This window comes from Streptomyces sp. NPDC058401, from assembly GCF_042722885.1.
GTDB lineage: Bacteria > Actinomycetota > Actinomycetes > Streptomycetales > Streptomycetaceae > Streptomyces.
In genome coordinates, this window is record NZ_JBHXKA010000006.1 from 20,103 (window position 1) to 37,055 (window position 16,953).

18 protein-coding genes and 1 pseudogene are annotated in these 16,953 nt (G+C 70.1%); 9 read left to right on the top strand and 10 right to left on the bottom strand.

The window, feature by feature from the left end:
• Positions 1-50 precede the first annotated feature (50 nt).
• From ACFWNV_RS03565 to dnaA (ACFWNV_RS03590), 6 genes and pseudogenes are all read right to left on the bottom strand, one after another.
• Positions 51-602: a DUF721 domain-containing protein gene (locus tag ACFWNV_RS03565; RefSeq protein ID WP_383939891.1), complete on the bottom strand. Its 552-nt coding sequence runs from the start codon at positions 600-602 to the stop codon at positions 51-53.
• On the bottom strand, positions 599-1,735 hold the full coding sequence (recF, locus tag ACFWNV_RS03570) for a DNA replication/repair protein RecF (protein WP_383939893.1): 1,137 nt from the start codon (positions 1,733-1,735) through the stop codon (positions 599-601). Before recF ends, ACFWNV_RS03565 begins: the two co-directional genes overlap by 4 nt.
• 122 nt (positions 1,736-1,857) lie before the next feature.
• Positions 1,858-2,733: a phosphogluconate dehydrogenase (NAD(+)-dependent, decarboxylating) gene (gene gnd / locus ACFWNV_RS03575; RefSeq protein WP_383939896.1), complete on the bottom strand. Its 876-nt coding sequence runs from the start codon at positions 2,731-2,733 to the stop codon at positions 1,858-1,860.
• 296 nt (positions 2,734-3,029) lie between these two features.
• A complete protein-coding gene (dnaN, locus tag ACFWNV_RS03580; RefSeq protein WP_243331110.1) occupies positions 3,030-4,160 on the bottom strand; it encodes a DNA polymerase III subunit beta in 1,131 nt (376 codons plus the stop codon).
• A gap of 879 nt (positions 4,161-5,039) precedes the next feature.
• Positions 5,040-6,278 carry a chromosomal replication initiator protein DnaA gene (dnaA, locus tag ACFWNV_RS03585; RefSeq protein WP_383940111.1) on the bottom strand — a complete coding sequence of 413 codons (1,239 nt, stop codon included), beginning with the start codon at positions 6,276-6,278 and terminating at the stop codon, positions 5,040-5,042.
• Positions 6,279-6,289: 11 nt separating this feature from the next.
• Positions 6,290-6,851 (bottom strand): annotated as a pseudogene (gene dnaA / locus ACFWNV_RS03590) (chromosomal replication initiator protein DnaA); the annotation flags it as partial.
• Positions 6,852-7,214: 363 nt separating this feature from the next.
• Here dnaA (ACFWNV_RS03590) and rpmH point away from each other — a divergent pair.
• The 9 genes from rpmH to ACFWNV_RS03635 all read left to right on the top strand — a co-directional run bounded on the left by rpmH (position 7,215) and on the right by ACFWNV_RS03635 (position 13,685).
• Positions 7,215-7,352: a 50S ribosomal protein L34 gene (gene rpmH, locus ACFWNV_RS03595; RefSeq protein ID WP_100597229.1), complete on the top strand. Its 138-nt coding sequence runs from the start codon at positions 7,215-7,217 to the stop codon at positions 7,350-7,352.
• Between the two features lie 22 nt (positions 7,353-7,374).
• Positions 7,375-7,749 carry a ribonuclease P protein component gene (rnpA, locus tag ACFWNV_RS03600; protein WP_383939900.1) on the top strand — a complete coding sequence of 125 codons (375 nt, stop codon included), beginning with the start codon at positions 7,375-7,377 and terminating at the stop codon, positions 7,747-7,749.
• Positions 7,746-8,027: a membrane protein insertion efficiency factor YidD gene (gene yidD / locus ACFWNV_RS03605; RefSeq protein WP_076043740.1), complete on the top strand. Its 282-nt coding sequence runs from the start codon at positions 7,746-7,748 to the stop codon at positions 8,025-8,027. Before rnpA ends, yidD begins: the two co-directional genes overlap by 4 nt.
• Positions 8,028-8,030: 3 nt before the next feature.
• Positions 8,031-9,137: a membrane protein insertase YidC gene (gene yidC, locus ACFWNV_RS03610; RefSeq protein ID WP_383939904.1), complete on the top strand. Its 1,107-nt coding sequence runs from the start codon at positions 8,031-8,033 to the stop codon at positions 9,135-9,137.
• 15 nt (positions 9,138-9,152) lie between these two features.
• Positions 9,153-9,662, top strand: a complete 510-nt coding sequence (locus tag ACFWNV_RS03615; protein WP_383939907.1) for a protein jag — start codon at positions 9,153-9,155, stop codon at positions 9,660-9,662.
• A 146-nt stretch (positions 9,663-9,808) separates the two neighbouring features.
• On the top strand, positions 9,809-10,519 hold the full coding sequence (gene rsmG, locus ACFWNV_RS03620) for a 16S rRNA (guanine(527)-N(7))-methyltransferase RsmG (RefSeq protein ID WP_383939909.1): 711 nt from the start codon (positions 9,809-9,811) through the stop codon (positions 10,517-10,519).
• 264 nt (positions 10,520-10,783) lie between these two features.
• The gene (locus ACFWNV_RS03625) at positions 10,784-11,875 is read left to right on the top strand and encodes a ParA family protein (protein ID WP_383939912.1); all 1,092 of its coding nucleotides are present in this window, start codon (positions 10,784-10,786) and stop codon (positions 11,873-11,875) included.
• Complete coding sequence (locus ACFWNV_RS03630; protein WP_383939916.1) at positions 11,872-12,966, top strand: ParB/RepB/Spo0J family partition protein; 1,095 nt, start codon at positions 11,872-11,874, stop codon at positions 12,964-12,966. Before ACFWNV_RS03625 ends, ACFWNV_RS03630 begins: the two co-directional genes overlap by 4 nt.
• A gap of 101 nt (positions 12,967-13,067) precedes the next feature.
• The gene (locus ACFWNV_RS03635) at positions 13,068-13,685 is read left to right on the top strand and encodes a GNAT family N-acetyltransferase (protein ID WP_383939918.1); all 618 of its coding nucleotides are present in this window, start codon (positions 13,068-13,070) and stop codon (positions 13,683-13,685) included.
• Between the two features lie 111 nt (positions 13,686-13,796).
• Here the strand turns inward: ACFWNV_RS03635 and trxA are convergent, their stop codons facing one another.
• The 4 genes from trxA to sigM form a co-directional block, all read right to left on the bottom strand.
• Positions 13,797-14,135: a thioredoxin gene (gene trxA, locus ACFWNV_RS03640; RefSeq protein ID WP_266906852.1), complete on the bottom strand. Its 339-nt coding sequence runs from the start codon at positions 14,133-14,135 to the stop codon at positions 13,797-13,799.
• A gap of 53 nt (positions 14,136-14,188) precedes the next feature.
• Positions 14,189-15,148, bottom strand: coding sequence for a thioredoxin-disulfide reductase (trxB, locus tag ACFWNV_RS03645; protein WP_383939922.1), 960 nt, complete (start codon positions 15,146-15,148; stop codon positions 14,189-14,191).
• A 125-nt stretch (positions 15,149-15,273) separates the two neighbouring features.
• Entirely contained in the window at positions 15,274-16,236 is a 963-nt protein-coding gene (locus ACFWNV_RS03650) for an anti-sigma factor family protein (protein WP_383939925.1), read from the bottom strand.
• Positions 16,233-16,934: an RNA polymerase sigma factor SigM gene (sigM, locus tag ACFWNV_RS03655; protein ID WP_383939929.1), complete on the bottom strand. Its 702-nt coding sequence runs from the start codon at positions 16,932-16,934 to the stop codon at positions 16,233-16,235. The genes ACFWNV_RS03650 and sigM overlap by 4 nt, the downstream gene beginning before the upstream one ends.
• Between the last annotated feature and the right edge of the window lie 19 nt (positions 16,935-16,953).

Here is a 16,953-nt window from a genome sequence, read left to right on the forward strand (position 1 = left end):
CGCGAAACCGCCCGCGCACGGTCGGACCGCGCCGGGTCGGGATCTGCCGATCACCCGTAGGTGTCCCCCGGGCCGGTGCTCCCCGGCGCCCGCAGGGGCCCGTACCGCTTCGGCCCGCCACCCGGACCGTGCACCTTGATCAGCCGTACGGTGCCCTGCCCCAGGTCCGCGTTGAGCCGCGCCACCAGCTGCGGGGCCAGCAGCTTCAGCTGCGCCGCCCACGCCGAGGAATCGCAGCGCACCACCAGCTCGCGGTCCTCGTACCGGTCCGGCACACAGTGCGCGGCGATGTCCTGGCCGACGATCTCGGGCCAGCGCTCCATCACGCCCGCCACCGCCATCGGCATCTCCCAGCCGCGCTCCGTGCGCAGCCGGTCCAGGGCCGCCATCAGCGGCATCGGGTCCCGGCCGTCGGCGCGGGCGCCCGAGCGCAGGCCCGGCCGGTAGCTGCCCTTCTTGTTCTGCGCCGCGTTGCCGCGGGCCCGCGCCTGCTCGCGCGCGGCCGCCAGCGCCTGGCGCGCCAGGTCCACGCCCGAGGGCTCGGCCGCCTTGCGCGGCACATCCTGGGGTTCCTGCGGCGAGCCCTGCTCCTTGCCGCTCACAGCCGGGTCACCTCCCCGCCGGACACCGCGAACCGGGTCCCGACCAGCACCCCGGGCACGTCGTCGTCGACCGCCGCCGTCACCAGCACCTGCTCGCCCGGCGCCACCAGCTCCGCCAGCCGCTCCCGGCGCCGGGAGTCCAGCTCCGCGAACACGTCGTCGAGGATCAGCACCGGCTCACTGCCCTCGGAACGCAGCAGCTCGTAGGAGGCCAGCCGCAGGGCCAGCGCGTAGGACCAGGACTCGCCGTGGCTCGCGTACCCCTTGGCCGGCAGCTCCCCGAGGCGCAGCACCACGTCGTCGCGGTGCGGGCCGACCAGGGTCACCCCGCGCTCGATCTCCTGCTTGCGCACCTCCGCCAGCGAGCCGAGGAGGACCTCGTACAGGGCCTCGCGGGTGCGGGCCCCGCCGCTGTCCACCTGCTCGCCCGCGGAGGACTTGTAGGCCGCGCCGAGCGGGCCGCCGCCGGGCGCGAGCTGCTCGTACGCCTTGTCCGCCAGCGGCAGCAGGGTCGCGATCAGGTCGAGCCGGTGGGCGAGCAGTTCCGCGCCCGTGCGCGCCAGGTGCTGGTCCCACACGTCGAGCGTGGACATGTCCATGGAGCGGCCGCCGTGCCGGCGGGCCATCGCCGCCGACTTCAGCAGGGTGTTGCGCTGCTTGAGCACCCGCTCGTAGTCCGAGCGGACGGCCGACATGCGCGGCGAGCGGGCCGTGACGAGCTCGTCGAGGAAGCGGCGCCGCTCCCCGGGGTCGCCCTTGACCAGGGCCAGGTCCTCGGGGGCGAACAGCACCGTGCGCACGATGCCCAGCACGTCCCGCGGCCTGACCTGCGAGGACCGGTTGATGCGGGCCCGGTTGGCGCGGCCCGGGTTCAGCTCCAGCTCCACGAGCTGCTGCCGCTCGCCCTGGATGACCGCGGCCCGGATGACGGCGCGCTCGGCGCCCATCCGCACGAGCGGGGCGTCCGCGGAGACGCGGTGGCTGCCGAGGGTCGCGAGGTAGCCGATCGCCTCGACGAGATTGGTCTTGCCCTGCCCGTTGGGGCCGACGAAAGCGGTGACGCCCGGGTCGAGAGGAACCTCGGCCCGGGCGTACGAGCGGAAGTCGGCCAACGAGAGATGCGAAACGTGCATACGGCGCCGACCTCCCCCGGCTTCCTGCTGCTCTGCCGTGCTCCGCTCCACAGGCTGTGCACCGGACTGTGCACTTCGGGACTGTGCACATGTGCACGGTGGACCTGTGGAGCGGTTGTGGATTACTTCTTCTCGACCGCGTGGCCGCCGAACTGGTTGCGCAGCGCGGCGATCATCTTCATCTGCGGGGAGTCGTCCTGGCGGGACGCGAAGCGCGCGAAGAGCGAGGCCGTGATCGCGGGCAGCGGCACGGCGTTGTCGATCGCGGCCTCGACCGTCCAGCGGCCCTCGCCGGAGTCCTGCGCGAAGCCGCGCAGCTGCTGCAGGTGCTCGTCCTCGTCCAGCGCGTTCACGGCCAGGTCCAGCAGCCAGGAACGGATGACCGTGCCCTCCTGCCAGGACCGGAACACCTCGCGGACGTCGGTGACCGAGTCGACCTTCTCCAGGAGCTCCCAGCCCTCGGCGTAGGCCTGCATCATGGCGTACTCGATGCCGTTGTGGACCATCTTCGCGAAGTGGCCGGCGCCGATCTTGCCGGCGTGCACGGCGCCGAACTCGCCCTCGGGCTTGAGGGCGTCGAAGATCGGCTGGACGGTCGCGACGTGGTCCTTGTCGCCGCCGTACATCAGCGCGTAGCCGTTCTCCAGGCCCCACACGCCGCCCGAGACTCCGCAGTCCACGAAGCCGATGCCCTTGGCGGCCAGCTCGGCGCCGTGCTTCTCGTCGTCGGTCCAGCGGGAGTTGCCGCCGTCCACGACGATGTCGCCGGGCGAGAGCAGGCCGGCGAGCTCGTCCACGGTGGACTGCGTCGCCGCACCCGCCGGGACCATGACCCACACCACGCGGGGGGCCTGCAGGCTGTCCACAAGTTCCGACAGGCTGTGGACATCGGCGAGGTCCGGGTTGCGGTCGTATCCGATGACGGTGTGGCCGGCGCGGCGGATGCGCTCGCGCATGTTGCCGCCCATCTTGCCGAGACCGACGAGACCAAGCTCCATCAGGTGGTTCCTTAACCGTTGTGGCCGTCTGTGCCGGGGTGCGCCCCGCCCGGGGACATCCCCCGTGCCGAGCCTACGCCGGGCCGTGCCGCCCGGCGCCACGGGCACTCCGGGTGTCGGCGCCGAGCGCCGGGGCGGGCCGCGCACGAGGCTCCGTACGGGCTCCCGCACGGCCCCCGAGGGGCCTCTGCCGGGCTGCTACGGGGCTGCGCCGGCGGGGAGGCGGAACGCCCTCGGGCCCGGTCCCGCGGGAAGCGGGGCCGGGCCCGAGGGGGCTTGCCGCGTCGTTTCCTGGGTCAGCCGGAGAGGCGGACCGGCATGATCAGGTACTTGTACGCCTCGTCGGCCTCGGCGTCGACCGCCGGGCGGCCGCTGAGCAGCGCCGGCTTGGTGGACGTGGTGAAGCTCAGCTGCGCGGCGGGCGAGTCGATCGCGCTCAGGCCGTCCAGCAGGAAGGTCGGGTTGAAGGCGATCGAGATGTCGTCGCCCTCCAGCTTCGCGTCGACGCGCTCCACAGCCTGTGCATCGTCGGAGGAGCCGGCCTCCAGGATCAGCACGCCCTGCTCGAAGCTGAGGCGGACCGGGGTGTTGCGCTCGGCGACGAGGGCCACGCGCTTGACGGCCTCGACGAACGGGGCGGTCTCGATCACGGCGACCGAGTTGAACTCCGTCGGGAAGAGCGTGCGGTACTTCGGCAGGTCGCCCTCGAGAAGGCGGGTCGTGGTGCGGCGGCCGGCGCCCTCGAAGCCGATGAGGCCCTCGCCCTGGCCGGAGCCCGACAGCGCGATGGTGACCGTGTCGCCGCTGGTGAGCGACTTGGCGGTGTCCAGGAGGGTCTTGGCGGGCACCAGGGCCACGGCCGAGGCCTCGGGGTCCTCGGGCTTCCACAGGAACTCGCGGACCGCGAAGCGGTAGCGGTCGGTGGAGGCCAGGGTGACCTTGTCGCCCTCGATCTCGATGCGGACACCGGTCAGCACGGGCAGCGTGTCGTCGCGGCCCGCGGCGATGGCGACCTGGGCGGCGGCGGAGGCGAAGACCTCGCCGGGCACGGTGCCGGTCGCGGTGGGCATCGTCGGCAGCGCCGGGTATTCCTCCACGGGCAGGGTGTGGAGTGTGAACCGCGAGGAGCCGCAGACCACGGTCGCCCGTACACCGTCTGTGGAAATCTCCACCGGTCGGTTGGGCAGGGCGCGGCAGATGTCGGCGAGCAGCCGGCCGGAGACCAGGACCGTGCCGTCCTCCTCGACGTCCGCCTCGACGGAGACGCGGGCCGAGACCTCGTAGTCGAAGCCGGAGAGGGACAGCTTGCCCTCCTCGGCCTTCAGCAGCAGGCCCGCGAGAACGGGCACCGGCGGCCGGGCCGGGAGGCTACGGGCAGCCCAGGCCACCGCCTCCGCGAGTACGTCGCGCTCCACCCGGATCTTCACCGGAAACCGCCTCCTGCTGTTGCTCGCTCGTCTGCCGGCCTTCGTCGTCGGCTCGTCGATGCCTCGACCGATGCCGGGGACCAGTCTGACGTACGGCGCCGACAGTCGTCGCTGCTGGCGGTCAAGTCGGGAGCGAGGTGTCGGGGAGGGCGATCCACCGAGTTGTGCACAGGACCTGCTTGAAAACCGAAACCGGGCTAACTCTCTATGGGGGTAGTAGTAGGGCCTGTGGAAACGGTGGATAACAGTGTTTCCACAGGTCAACCCCGGTTTTTTATGCACACACCCTGTGGGCGACACCGGTGGACAACCACGTGTCTCTGTGGAGAACGAAAACTTCTGCACAGGCCATCCCCAGATGACCCCGAGTACTCCACAGGTGCGTCCCCAGGTTTTCCCGAGTACTCCACAACCCAAACGTCGACTTCGGTGTGACCGCTTTCACTCGGGGCGGTGACGGGGGGTTCCCGGTTGCCGAACAGTGGACAACGGTGTGGGGAACTCGTCTGATCCTGTGCACAGCACCCGGGAAGCTGTGGACCGCCGGTGGACAACGCGGTGGACAGACCTGTGGATGAATATTTCGTCCACAGCCTGTGGATAGTCGTTGCGCACAATTCCACAGGGGTCTGACCAGCCCTGATGGTGCCTCACACCTGGGCCCTGTGGACAGTCTTGTGGGTTGTGGAACCCGTCCCCAGGCTGTGGACGGAAGAAAGTCGCCCAATCTGTGGATGAGTTGCCCCCGAGGGGGCGTATTCGAACAGGCAAGGGGCGCACGCATGAAGAAGGGCGCCCCCGAAGTGACCCGGAAGCGCCCTCTCACAGCGTTTGAAGGGGCCTCGGCGGCGCCCGAACGGCACGTACACAGAGCCCGCGTCAGCCGTTCTTGATGCGGTTGGTGAGCTCGGTCACCTGGTTGTAGATGGAGCGGCGCTCCGCCATCAGGGCGCGGATCTTGCGGTCCGCGTGCATGACGGTCGTGTGGTCGCGGCCGCCGAACTGCGCCCCGATCTTGGGCAGCGACAGGTCCGTGAGCTCCCGGCACAGGTACATGGAGATCTGCCGGGCGGTGACCAGGACCCGGCTGCGCGAGGAGCCGCACAGGTCGTCCACGGTCAGCCCGAAGTAGTCGGCGGTGGCCGCCATGATGTCGGTGGCGGTGATCTCGGGCGAGCTGTCCTCGCCGCCCGGGATCAGGTTCTTCAGGACGTCCTCGGTCAGGCCCAGGTCGACCGGCTGCCGGTTCAGGCTCGCGAAGGCCGTGACCCGGATCAGCGCCCCCTCCAGCTCGCGGATGTTGCGCGAGATGCGGGAGGCGATGAACTCCAGGACCTCCGGCGGGGCGTTGAGCTGCTCCTGGACGGCCTTCTTGCGCAGGATCGCGATGCGGGTCTCCAGCTCGGGCGGCTGGACGTCGGTGATCAGGCCCCACTCGAAGCGGTTGCGGAGCCGGTCCTCCAGGGTGGCGAGCTGCTTGGGCGGCCGGTCGGAGGAGAGCACGATCTGCTTGTTGGCGTTGTGGAGCGTGTTGAAGGTGTGGAAGAACTCCTCCTGCGTCGACTCCTTGCTCGCGAGGAACTGGATGTCGTCGACGAGCAGGATGTCCATCTCGCGGTAGCGCTTGCGGAACGCGTCGCCCTTGCCGTCGCGGATCGAGTTGATGAACTCGTTGGTGAACTCCTCGGAGCTCACGTACCGCACGCGGGTGCCGGGGTAGAGGCTCCGCGCGTAGTGCCCGATGGCGTGCAGGAGGTGCGTCTTGCCGAGGCCCGACTCCCCGTAGATGAAGAGGGGGTTGTACGCCTTCGCCGGCGCCTCGGCGACGGCCACCGCGGCGGCGTGCGCGAAGCGGTTGGAGGCGCCGATGACGAAGGTGTCGAAGAGGTACTTGGGGTTCAGCCGGGCGGTCGGCTCGAGCGGTCCCGAGGTGGAACCGCCGGACGGCGCCGAGGGCGCGGGCCGGCTGGGGGCCGGACGCGGGGCCGACTGCTGCTCGTACTGCTGCTGCTCGTACTGGCGGGAGGAGCGCTGCTGCTGCCCCTCGTACTGCTGCTGCTCGTACTTCTGCTGTTCGTAGGAGCCCTGGTCGTAGGAGGAGGGCTCGGACTGCTGCATGTAGCCCGGCTGCGGGGAGGCGTACGGGTCGCGCTCGGGGAAGCCGCCGAGGCGCGGCTGCTGCCAGCCGTAGTCGTCCTGCTGGCCGCCGCGGGGCCAGGCGCCGGGCTCGGAGCGCTGCTGCTGGTAGTCCGGGTAGGCGGGGCGGGCGTTGGGCAGCTGGTCGTCGGCGGGACCGGTGTGGCCGCCGGGGCCGGTGTGGCCCATCGGTCCGGTGTGCCCGCCGGGGCGCTGGCCGCCGTACGGTTCGTAGCCCTCGTGGGAGGAGGAAGCGGCCGGGGCCGGGGGCGAGGGCTCGCCGGCCGAGTCGTCGACGGTGATCGCGATCCGGATCGGGCGGCCGCACTCACGGCTGAGGGCGTCGCTGATCAGCGGGGCGAGCCGGCCTTCGAGGACGCGCTTGCCGTACTCGTTGGGGACGGCGAGCAGGGCGGTGTCCGCGACCAGGGCCAGGGGCTGACAGCGCTCGACCCACTGCTTGTCCTTGGGTTCGATGCTGTTCTGTCCCTCCCCGAGGAGCTTTTCGAGCACCCTTGGCCACACTGCGGCAAGATCGGCAGGTACGTCAGCCACAGAGCACGCTCTCTCAGAGGGGGTCCCACGAATGTGTGGTTCTTTGGGACGGTCGGGACAAAAAATCCAGGGTCAGGCAACGGTAGTCAGGCCAGCGGGTACGGTTCAAGTCGTTGTCCACAGCCTGTGCACAGTGTGGGGCACCGTCGGCTCGGTTTGACCGGATGGCGTAGCCGCGCGTACCGTAACGAGGTCGAGTTGTCGATGGCTGCTGCCGCCTGCCTACCGATGGGCGAAGATCACTGATCGTGATCGTTTTGCGGTGCCACTCGGGCGTACACGCGAGAGTTCTCCTCGTGGGCGCACGGTGACAGCCAGGCGAGCGATGTCCCGCCATAACGATTTATTCTCTGGAGCCCCCGAGTGAGCAAGCGCACCTTCCAGCCGAACAACCGCCGTCGTGCCAAGACCCACGGCTTCCGTCTCCGGATGCGTACCCGTGCCGGCCGCGCCATCCTCGCGAACCGTCGTGGCAAGGGCCGCGCCGAACTCTCCGCGTAACTGACGGGCGGATCGTGACGTCGTGCTGTCTCCCGAACATCGGCTGAGGCGGCGCGAGGACTTCGCGAGCGCGGTACGCCGAGGTCGCCGGGCTGGTCGCCCGCTCCTCGTCGTCCACCTACGTACAAGCGGTGCAACGGACCCGCACGCGTCGGGGGAGATCGATCCCTCGACGCGTGCGGGTTTCGTCGTCAGCAAGGCTGTCGGCATCGCTGTCGTACGCAACCGGGTCAAGCGCCGTTTGCGCCATCTCGTCCGCGAGCGGCTGTCTCAGCTGCCCGAAGGTAGCCTGATGGTGGTACGGGCTCTGCCCGGAGCGGGTGATGCCGGTCTCGACGAGCTGGCCCGGGACCTCGATGCCGCACTGCTGCGGCTCTTGGGAGGCGTGGCTCGATGAAGTACCCGCTGCTCGCATTGATCAAGCTGTACCAGTGGACGATCAGTCCGCTGCTCGGGCCGGTGTGCCGCTACTACCCCTCGTGTTCGCACTACGGGTACACGGCCATCGACCGGCATGGTGCGGTGAAGGGGACGGCTCTGACCGCCTGGCGGATCCTGCGGTGCAATCCGTGGTCCCCGGGTGGTGTGGACCACGTCCCACCCCGGAAACGCCCGCGTTGGCACGAGCAGCTGCGCAGTGCGTTGCGTAGATCTCGCAATGCTCAAGGAGCCTGATTAGTGGACACGATTGCCAGTCTGTTCAGCTTTATTACCACGCCTGTCTCGTGGATCATCGTCCAGTTCCACAAGGTGTACGGCGCCATGTTCGGCGCCGACAGTGGCTGGGCCTGGGGCCTGTCCATCGTCTCCCTGGTGATCTTGATCCGTATCTGCCTGATCCCGCTCTTCGTGAAGCAGATCAAGGCGACGCGCGGCATGCAGGCGATCCAGCCGAAGATGAAGGCGATCCAGGAGCGCTACAAGAACGACAAGCAGCGCCAGTCCGAAGAGATGATGAAGCTGTACAAGGAGACGGGTACCAACCCGCTCTCCTCGTGCCTTCCCATCCTGGCGCAGTCCCCGTTCTTCTTTGCGCTCTACCACGTGCTCGCCGGCATCGCCAACGGCAAGCCGATCGGCGAGATCGACGGCCCGCTGCTGGAGAGCGCGCGTAACGCGCACATCTTCGGCGCCCCGCTGGCGTCCAAGTTCACGGACAGCGCCGACAAGGTCGCCGCTCTGGGCGCCTCGATCACGGACGTGCGGATCGTCACCGCCATCATGATCGTGATGATGTCGCTGTCGCAGTTCTACACGCAGCGCCAGCTGATGCAGAAGAACGTCGACCTCTCGGTCAAGACGCCGTTCATGCAGCAGCAGAAGATGCTGATGTACGTCTTCCCCCTGATCTTCGCCTTCATGGGTATCAACTTCCCCGTCGGCGTCCTCGTCTACTGGCTGACCACGAACCTGTGGACCATGGGCCAGCAGATGTTCGTGATCAACCGGAACCCCACCCCCGGCAGCCTGGCCCAGGACCAGTACCTGACGCGCCTGCTGAAGCAGATCACCGCGCACGGCGAGCTCAAGGCCCGGGGCAAGAAGAAGATCGTCGCGGCGATCGTGGCCAAGGGCCCGGACCGCAACGACAACGAGCGCAAGTTCATCACCGGTCTGACCAAGCAGGGCCTGGCCGCGGAAGCGGACGGCTCCGTGGCGAAGAGCGTCGAGGCGACCGTCGACTCCGACGCGGCCGGCGGTGGTGGCCAGAAGCGGCAGCAGCCCAAGCGGCAGTCGAAGTCGCAGCGTCAGACGCCCCCCAGCAAGCCCTCTCCCAAGAAGTAAGAAGGAGTCCCTCCCGTGACGGAAGGCACCACCACCGCCGCCGCTGAGAGTGGCGACACCCTGACCCGCCTCGAGCAGGAGGGTGAGATCGCGGCCGACTACCTTGAGGGTCTGCTGGACATCGCCGACCTGGACGGCGACATCGACATGGACGTCGAGGCGGACCGCGCCTCGGTCTCCATCGTCAGCGAGTCCGCGCGCGACCTGCAGAAGCTCGTGGGCCGCGACGGCGAGGTGCTGGAGGCTCTGCAGGAGCTGACCCGCCTCGCCGTGCACCGCGAGACCGGGGACCGCAGCCGGCTGATGCTGGACATCGGCGGCTTCCGGGCGAAGAAGCGCGAGGAGCTGACTGCCCTCGGCATCAAGGCCGCGGAAGACGTGAAGTCGTCCGGAGAGCCCCTCAAGCTGGACCCGATGACCCCCTTCGAGCGGAAGGTCGTCCACGACGCCGTGGCCGCCGCCGGTCTGCGGAGCGAGTCCGAGGGCGAGGAGCCGCAGCGCTTCGTCGTCGTGCTTCCGGCCTGACCGGAAGCCTGTGTGTCCGGCCCCGCCTGTTTCGCAGGCGGGGCCGATCTTTGTCAGCCTGGCAGTGACGACAGTGACGATGTGGGTTCACCACCATGCGGTACGGAAGGACGGTCCCCGTGACGGAGGCAGCTGAGCTTCCCCCGATGCCCGAAGAAGCGCCCCAGGCACCCGAAGAGGCGCGTGCGGTGTTCGGCGAGCATTACCCGGAAGCTGTGCGGTACGCGGAGCTGCTGGCGGACGCGGGTGTCAAGCGGGGCCTGATCGGGCCGCGCGAGGTGCCGCGGCTCTGGGAGAGGCACCTGCTGAACTGCGCCGTGCTCTCGGAAGTGGTGCCCGAGGGCGTCACCGTGTGCGACGTGGGCTCGGGTGCCGGGCTCCCCGGTATTCCGCTGGCCCTGGTCCGCCGGGACCTGAAGATCACCCTGCTGGAGCCGCTGCTGCGCCGCACGAACTTCCTCCAGGAGGTCGTGGAGCTGCTGGGGCTCGACCACGTGACGGTGGTGCGCGGGCGGGCCGAGGAAGTCCTCGGCAAGCTCCAGCCGGTGCACGTGGTGACGGCCCGGGCGGTGGCCCCGCTCGACCGGCTCGCGGGATGGGGCGTGCCCTTGCTGCGCCCGTACGGCGAGATGCTGGCGCTGAAGGGCGACACCGCCGAGGAGGAGCTGGTGGCGGCGAAGGCCGCGCTGACCAAGCTCGGTGTGGTGAAGACCTCGGTGCTGCACGTGGGCGAGGGGATCGTGGACCCGCTGTCCACCGTGGTGCGGGTCGAGGTCGGGGAGAGCCCCGGCGGGGTGCGGTTCGCGGCGAAGCGGGCCAAGGCCGCCCGTACGAGCCGTACGCGCCGGCGTCGCTGAGCCCCCTGCGGGCAGCGCTCGCAGGCGTACCGCAGGGGTGTTGAGCCCTATAGGTATGGATTTCGGAGTGTCGTAGCGGCCGGATGACTCCGTCCGGGCATCGTGTTTCACGTGAAACGTCGCTCTCTGCTGCACGGAATCATCAGCCGCGGTCGTGCGGCCACGTCCCCCCGTCTCCGCAAGGGCGAAGGGGGGACGGAGTTGTCCACATCGGTGGATTCATCCACAGGAGTACGGGCCCCGCTGGTTCGCGACCCCGGTGACATGGCAGGCTCTGTTCATCGCGAGCCTGATGCCGAGGAGAGTGACACCGTGCGGTCAGACGCCAACCTTGCGGGGCCGATGGCCGATCCGGTCCCTGGTCCCCGCTCTGAATCCCCGGGCGCCGATGTTTCACGTGAAACATCGGTCCCGCCCCTCGTGGACAACGAGGACACGCCCATCGGCCGAGCCGCCCAGATCGCGGTCGAGGCGCTGGGCCGTGCGGGTGAAGGCCTGCCCAGGCCCCCGAAGACCCGGATCATGGTGGTGGCCAACCAGAAGGGCGGCGTGGGCAAGACCACGTCGACCGTGAACCTGGCCGCATCCCTGGCCCTGCACGGTGCACGGGTCCTGGTGGTCGACCTCGACCCGCAGGGCAATGCCTCTACGGCGCTGGGCATCGACCACCACGCGGACGTGCCGTCCGTCTACGACGTGCTCGTGGACAGCCGCCCGCTGATGGAGGTCGTCCAGCCGGTGGCCGATGTGGAGGGCCTCTTCTGTGCGCCGGCCACCATCGACCTGGCGGGTGCGGAGATCGAGCTGGTGTCCCTCGTGGCACGGGAAAGCCGTCTCCAGCGGGCCATCCAGGCGTACGAGCAGCCGCTCGACTACATCCTGATCGACTGCCCGCCCTCGCTGGGCCTGCTGACGGTGAACGCCCTGGTCGCGGGCGCCGAGGTGCTGATCCCGATCCAGTGCGAGTACTACGCGCTGGAGGGGCTCGGTCAGCTGCTGCGCAACGTGGACCTGGTGCGGGCCCACCTGAACCCGACGCTGCACGTGTCCACCATCCTGCTGACGATGTACGACGGCAGGACCCGGCTGGCCTCGCAGGTGGCGGAGGAGGTGCGCACCCACTTCGGCAAGGAGGTGCTGCGCACGAGCATCCCGCGGTCGGTCCGCATCTCCGAGGCTCCGAGCTACGGGCAGACGGTGCTGACGTATGACCCGGGTTCCAGCGGTTCCCTCTCCTATCTGGAGGCGGCGCGGGAGATCGCGCTGCGCGGGGCCGGATTCCAGTACGACCCCCAGCACCCCCATCAAGGTGCGGGCATGAACAACACGCAGAGCATGGCGGAGGGGATCCAGTGAGTGAGCGACGTAGGGGGCTGGGGCGGGGGCTCGGCGCGCTGATTCCCGCGGCTCCCCAGGAGAAGGTGCCGCCGGTGATCGGCTCCGGGTCGACGTCTCCGTCGGCGCTGCCGGTGCTGACCTCGGAGCGGGGCATCGCGGCGGCGAAGCTGGCTTCGCTGGCGCAGGCCGATGTTTCACGTGAAACATCGGCAGTGGGCGCGTCCGTGAGCGAGCCGGAGCCGGTCGCGGCTCCCGAGTCCGGTGAGGTGGCGGGGGCCACGTTCGCGGAGCTCCCGATGGACTCCATCACGCCGAACCCGCGGCAGCCGCGCGAGGTGTTCGACGAGGACGCGCTGGCCGAGCTGGTGACCTCCATTCAGGAGGTGGGTCTGCTCCAGCCGGTGGTGGTGCGCCAGTCCGGACCGGGCCGCTATGAGCTGATCATGGGCGAGCGTCGCTGGCGGGCGTGCCGGGAGGCCGGCCTGAACCGGATTCCGGCGATCATCCGGGCCACGGACGACGAGAAGCTGCTGCTGGACGCTCTCCTGGAGAACCTGCACCGGGCGCAGCTGAACCCCTTGGAGGAGGCGGCCGCGTACGACCAGCTGCTCCAGGACTTCAAGTGCACGCACGACCAGCTGGCGGACCGGATCGGGCGTTCCCGCCCGCAGGTTTCGAACACGCTGCGTCTGCTGAAGCTCTCCCCGCCCGTGCAGCGCCGGGTGGCGGCGGGCGTGCTCTCGGCGGGGCACGCGCGGGCCCTGCTGGCGGTGGACAACTCCGAGGAGCAGGACCGGCTGGCGCACCGGATCGTGGCCGAGGGGCTGTCGGTGCGTGCGATCGAGGAGATCGTGGCGCTGATGGGCTCGGAGTCGCCGAGTGCGGTGAAGCCGAAGGGCCCGCGGGCGGGTGCCCGGGTCGCTCCCGCGCTCAACGAGCTGGCGACGCGGCTGTCGGACCGGTTCGAGACGCGGGTGAAGGTGGATCTGGGCCAGAAGAAGGGCAAGATCACCGTCGAGTTCGCGTCGATGGAGGACCTGGAGCGGATTCTGGGGACCTTGGCGCCGGGCGAGGGCCGGGTGCTGGACCAGGGCGCCGGCGGGGAGTAACCCACCGCCTGGGGGCGGGTCGTGCCGGTGGGAGCCGGTGCGGTCCGCCCCTTTGCCTTGTTGCGGTTTCGGGTGATTCGAGCTGTGGATACGATGCGGTCATGGGTCGTCGGCTGGTACCGCTCACGCTGGACAACCTTCAAGACCTGCCCCGGCGTTGCCGGTCCTGCGTCTTCTGGGAGCTGGACCCCGTCAGCGGCGAGGCGGCCGTGAAGGCGGGGAACCCTGCCGAGGAGAAGGAGGCGTGGATCTCCGCCGTCCTGCTGGAGTGGGGCTCGTGCGGCCGGGTGGTCTACGTGGACGAGGTTCCCGTGGGCTTCGTCCTGTACGCGCCGCCGGCCTACGTGCCGCGTGCGACCGCGTTCCCGACCAGCCCGGTGTCACCGGACGCCGTGCAGCTCATCACCTCGTGGATCATGCCGGGGTATCAGGGCCAGGGGCTGGGGCGGGTGATGGTCCAGACGGTGGCGAAGGATCTGCTGGGCAGGGGGTTCCGGGCGATCGAGGCCTTCGGTGACGCCCGCTGGGACGGTCCGGCCTGTCTGCTGCCCGCGGACCATCTGCTGGCCGTGGGCTTCAAGACGGTGCGCCCGCATCCGACGCGTCCCCGGCTGCGGTTGGAGCTGCGGTCCACGCTGTCGTGGAAGGAAGACGTGGAGCTGGCCCTGGACCGGCTGCTGGGTGCGGCCCGTAAGGAACCGGCGCTGCGTCCGCTGTGAGACGGGAGCACCCTGCTCTCGGGCCGGCGGCCCGGCATGCGGACGGGGCCGCCCCTGGCAGGGGGCGGCCCCGTGTCACAACGTTCGCGTCCGGTCCCGGACGCCGGTGCGTCAGGCCTTGATGGTGACGAAGCCGTCCAGGTCGCGCAGGATGGCGGCCTTCGGCTTGGCGCCGACGATGGTCTTGACGACCTCGCCGCCCTGGTAGACGTTCAGGGTCGGGATGGACATGACGCCGTACTTGGCGGCCGTCTCCGGGTTCTCGTCGATGTTGAGCTTGACGATCTCGATCTCGTCGCCGTACTCGGAGGCGATGGCCTCGAGGGACGGGGCGATCTGGCGGCACGGACCGCACCAGGCGGCCCAGAAGTCCACCAGGACGGGCTTGTCGCTCTTGAGGACGTCGTCATCGAAGCTTGCGTCGGTGACGGTCTTGAGGGTGCCGGCCACAGCGGCCTCCTTCTTTTCCTGCGGGGAGTGGGGTGTGGTGCTGCTTGAGGGTGTCAGACCGCCGCGTGCGCCTTCTCGGCGTCCGCGAGGGCGGCGAGGAAGCGCTCGGCGTCGAGGGCCGCGGAGCAACCCGTGCCCGCGGCGGTGATGGCCTGACGGTAGGTGTGGTCGACCACGTCGCCCGCGCCGAACACACCGGTGACGCTGGTGCGGGTGGAGGGGGCGTCGACCTTGAGGTAGCCCTCGTCGTCGAGGTCGAGCTGGTCCTTGAACAGTTCCGTGCGGGGGTCGTGGCCGACGGCGATGAAGAGGCCGGTCACGGGCAGCGCGGAGGTCTCACCGGTCTTGGTGTTGCGCAGGGTGAGGCCGGTGAGCTTCTGCTCGCCGTGGATCTCGGCGACCTCGCTGTCCCAGGCGAACTTGATCTTCGGGTCGGCGAAGGCGCGGTCCTGCATGGCCTTGGAGGCGCGCAGGGAGTCGCGGCGGTGGACGATCGTGACGGACTTGGCGAACCGGGAGAGGAAGGTCGCTTCCTCGATCGCGGTGTCACCGCCGCCGATCACGGCGATGTCGTGGTCCTTGAAGAAGAATCCGTCGCAGGTCGCGCACCAGGAGACGCCGCGGCCCGAGAGGGCGTCCTCGTTGGGAAGGCCGAGCTTGCGGTGCTGCGAACCGGTGGTCACGATCACGGCCTTGGCGCGGTGCACGTTGCCGGCGGTGTCGGTGACGGTCTTGATGTCACCGGTGAGGTCCACGGCCACGACGTCGTCCGGAACCAGCTCGGCGCCGAAGCGCTCGGCCTGGCCACGCATGTTGTCCATGAGGTCCGGCCCCATGATGCCGTCCTGGAAACCGGGGAAGTTTTCGACCTCGGTGGTGTTCATCAGTGCGCCACCGGCGGTGACGGCGCCTTCGAAGACCAGGGGCTTGAGCGAAGCGCGTGCGGTGTACAGGGCGGCGGTGTAACCGGCCGGCCCGGAGCCGATGATGATCACGTTTCGTACGTCGCTCACGGGTTGATTCCTCGTCTCTGCGGACTGCCTGCTGCCTACCGGGGGGCCGGTGTGGACTCTCACCCCACCCAACGGATCCTACGGCGCCCGCATTCCCGAGTTGTCCCCCCGGGCTTTCCGGTCTTTCAGCTCCGCGGATAGGTCTGCGTGAGCAGCGGCTTTCCGGGGGCGGCCGAGGGGTCGCTGACGCACGCGGAGCCGATGAGATAGGCGTCCACGGAGGTGGGGTCGCCGGGGTGGGGCAGGACGAGGAGGAAGACGTCCTTGCCCTCGTAGGTGCCGGACTCGAAGCCCAGGGGGGTCTCGGTGCGGCCGGTGGCTTGCTGCACGCAGGCGGGTGCCGCGGGTGTCAGCCCGTCGGCCGGGGCGGCGCTCGGTGCGGTCGGGGGGGTGTTCTCCACGCCGAAGGTGTTGTTCCCCTCCCCCGTCGCCTTGTCTCCGGGGGCGGCGGACGCGAGGAGCTCGCGCACCGTGCCGGGGAGCCCTTGAGCGGTGTACTCGGGCGTGCCGGATCCGGACCGTGCGGCGGAGGCGTCGCTGCGCGCGGACATGTCCTGCGCGGGGTGGTCCCCGGACGTCAGGCCGAACACCAGGACGCCTGCGGCGCACGCCGCGAGCAGTCCGCCGGCGAGGGCGATCCGGCGGCGTGCGCGACGCCGTCCGGGGCCGGTTGCGCCGGTCGGGTGACCGGAGGGCCGCGGGGCGCCCGTCTCACCGAGCGGGGCGGGGCGTGTTTCACGTGAAACATCGGGACCGGAGGCCCCGTCGGCCACCGGGGCGGGCCGCTCGGCTCCGGGCTCCCCGTGCGGGGCGGTGGCGTCGAGGAGTGCTTCGGCGGCGAGGGCCGCGTCGATCCGGCCGGAGATGTCGGCGGGCATCCGGGCGGGCCCGGGCAGGGTGCCGAGCAGGGCCCGGATCTCCTCCAGGGAGGCACGGACGTCCGCGCACAGGAGGCAGCCGTCGAGATGACTGCGGACCTCCGCGGTGCGGGACGGGGAGAGGAGGCCTTCCGCCAGCTCGGAGATCTCCGAGACGTCGGGGTGCCCGATCGTGCCGGTCGCGCCGGTCGTGCCGGTTGTGGGGCTCACGCTCGTCCACCTCCGCCCTTCACTGCCTTGGGGTCCGGGGCCGGGTCCCCGCGGTCTGCCGCCGGTGGGACGGTTGTCCCCGGTGTCCGGTTCCTTCCCCGCTCGGTATCGGTGTTATCCCCGGTATGCGTGCGCAGATGAGTGAGGAGCGGGACGAGTTTGGCCCGTCCGCGGGCGCAGCGGCTCTTCACGGTGCCGGTGGGGACGTCGAGGATGCGGGCGGCCTCGGCGACGGGGTAGCCCTGCATGTCGACGAGGACCAGAGCGGCCCGCTGATCGGCCGGGAGGGTGCTCAGGGCGGCCAGTAGCTGCCGGTGGAGGTCCTGGCGCTCCGCGGGGGCCTCGGCGGACTCGTGGGGCTCCAGAAGGCGCTCCAAGCGGTCCGTGTCGTCGAGGGGGGAGGTCCTGCGGGAGGCGGCCTTGCGGGCCCGGTCCAGGCAGGCGTTCACGGTGATGCGGTGCAGCCAGGTCGTGACGGCGGATTCACCGCGGAAGGTGTGGGCGGCCCGGTAGGCGGAGACGAGGGCGTCCTGCACGGCGTCGGCGGCTTCCTCCCGGTCGCCGAGGGTGCGCAGGGCCACGGCCCACAGCCGGTCGCGGTGCCGGCGTACGAGCTCGCCGAAGGCGTCCGGGTCTCCGGCGGCGTGCAGCGACAGGAGCTCCTGGTCGCTGCGGCCACCGGGTGTGGCTTCGTCCAATGCCGGCCCCCTCCCCTGC

What these genes read in the sequence shown, in the direction of transcription:
- ACFWNV_RS03625 (WP_383939912.1), top strand. Translation starts at nt 10,784, where the DNA reads ATGGCAGGCTCTGTTCATCGCGAGCCTGATGCCGAGGAGAGTGACACC.
- yidD (WP_076043740.1), top strand. Translation starts at nt 7,746, where the DNA reads ATGAAGTACCCGCTGCTCGCATTGATCAAGCTGTACCAGTGGACGATC.
- dnaA (WP_383940111.1), bottom strand. Translation starts at nt 6,278, where the DNA reads ATGCAGCAGTCCGAGCCCTCCTCCTACGACCAGGGCTCCTACGAACAG.
- ACFWNV_RS03635 (WP_383939918.1), top strand. Translation starts at nt 13,068, where the DNA reads ATGGGTCGTCGGCTGGTACCGCTCACGCTGGACAACCTTCAAGACCTG.
- recF (WP_383939893.1), bottom strand. Translation starts at nt 1,735, where the DNA reads ATGCACGTTTCGCATCTCTCGTTGGCCGACTTCCGCTCGTACGCCCGG.
- rsmG (WP_383939909.1), top strand. Translation starts at nt 9,809, where the DNA reads ATGCCCGAAGAAGCGCCCCAGGCACCCGAAGAGGCGCGTGCGGTGTTC.
- gnd (WP_383939896.1), bottom strand. Translation starts at nt 2,733, where the DNA reads ATGGAGCTTGGTCTCGTCGGTCTCGGCAAGATGGGCGGCAACATGCGC.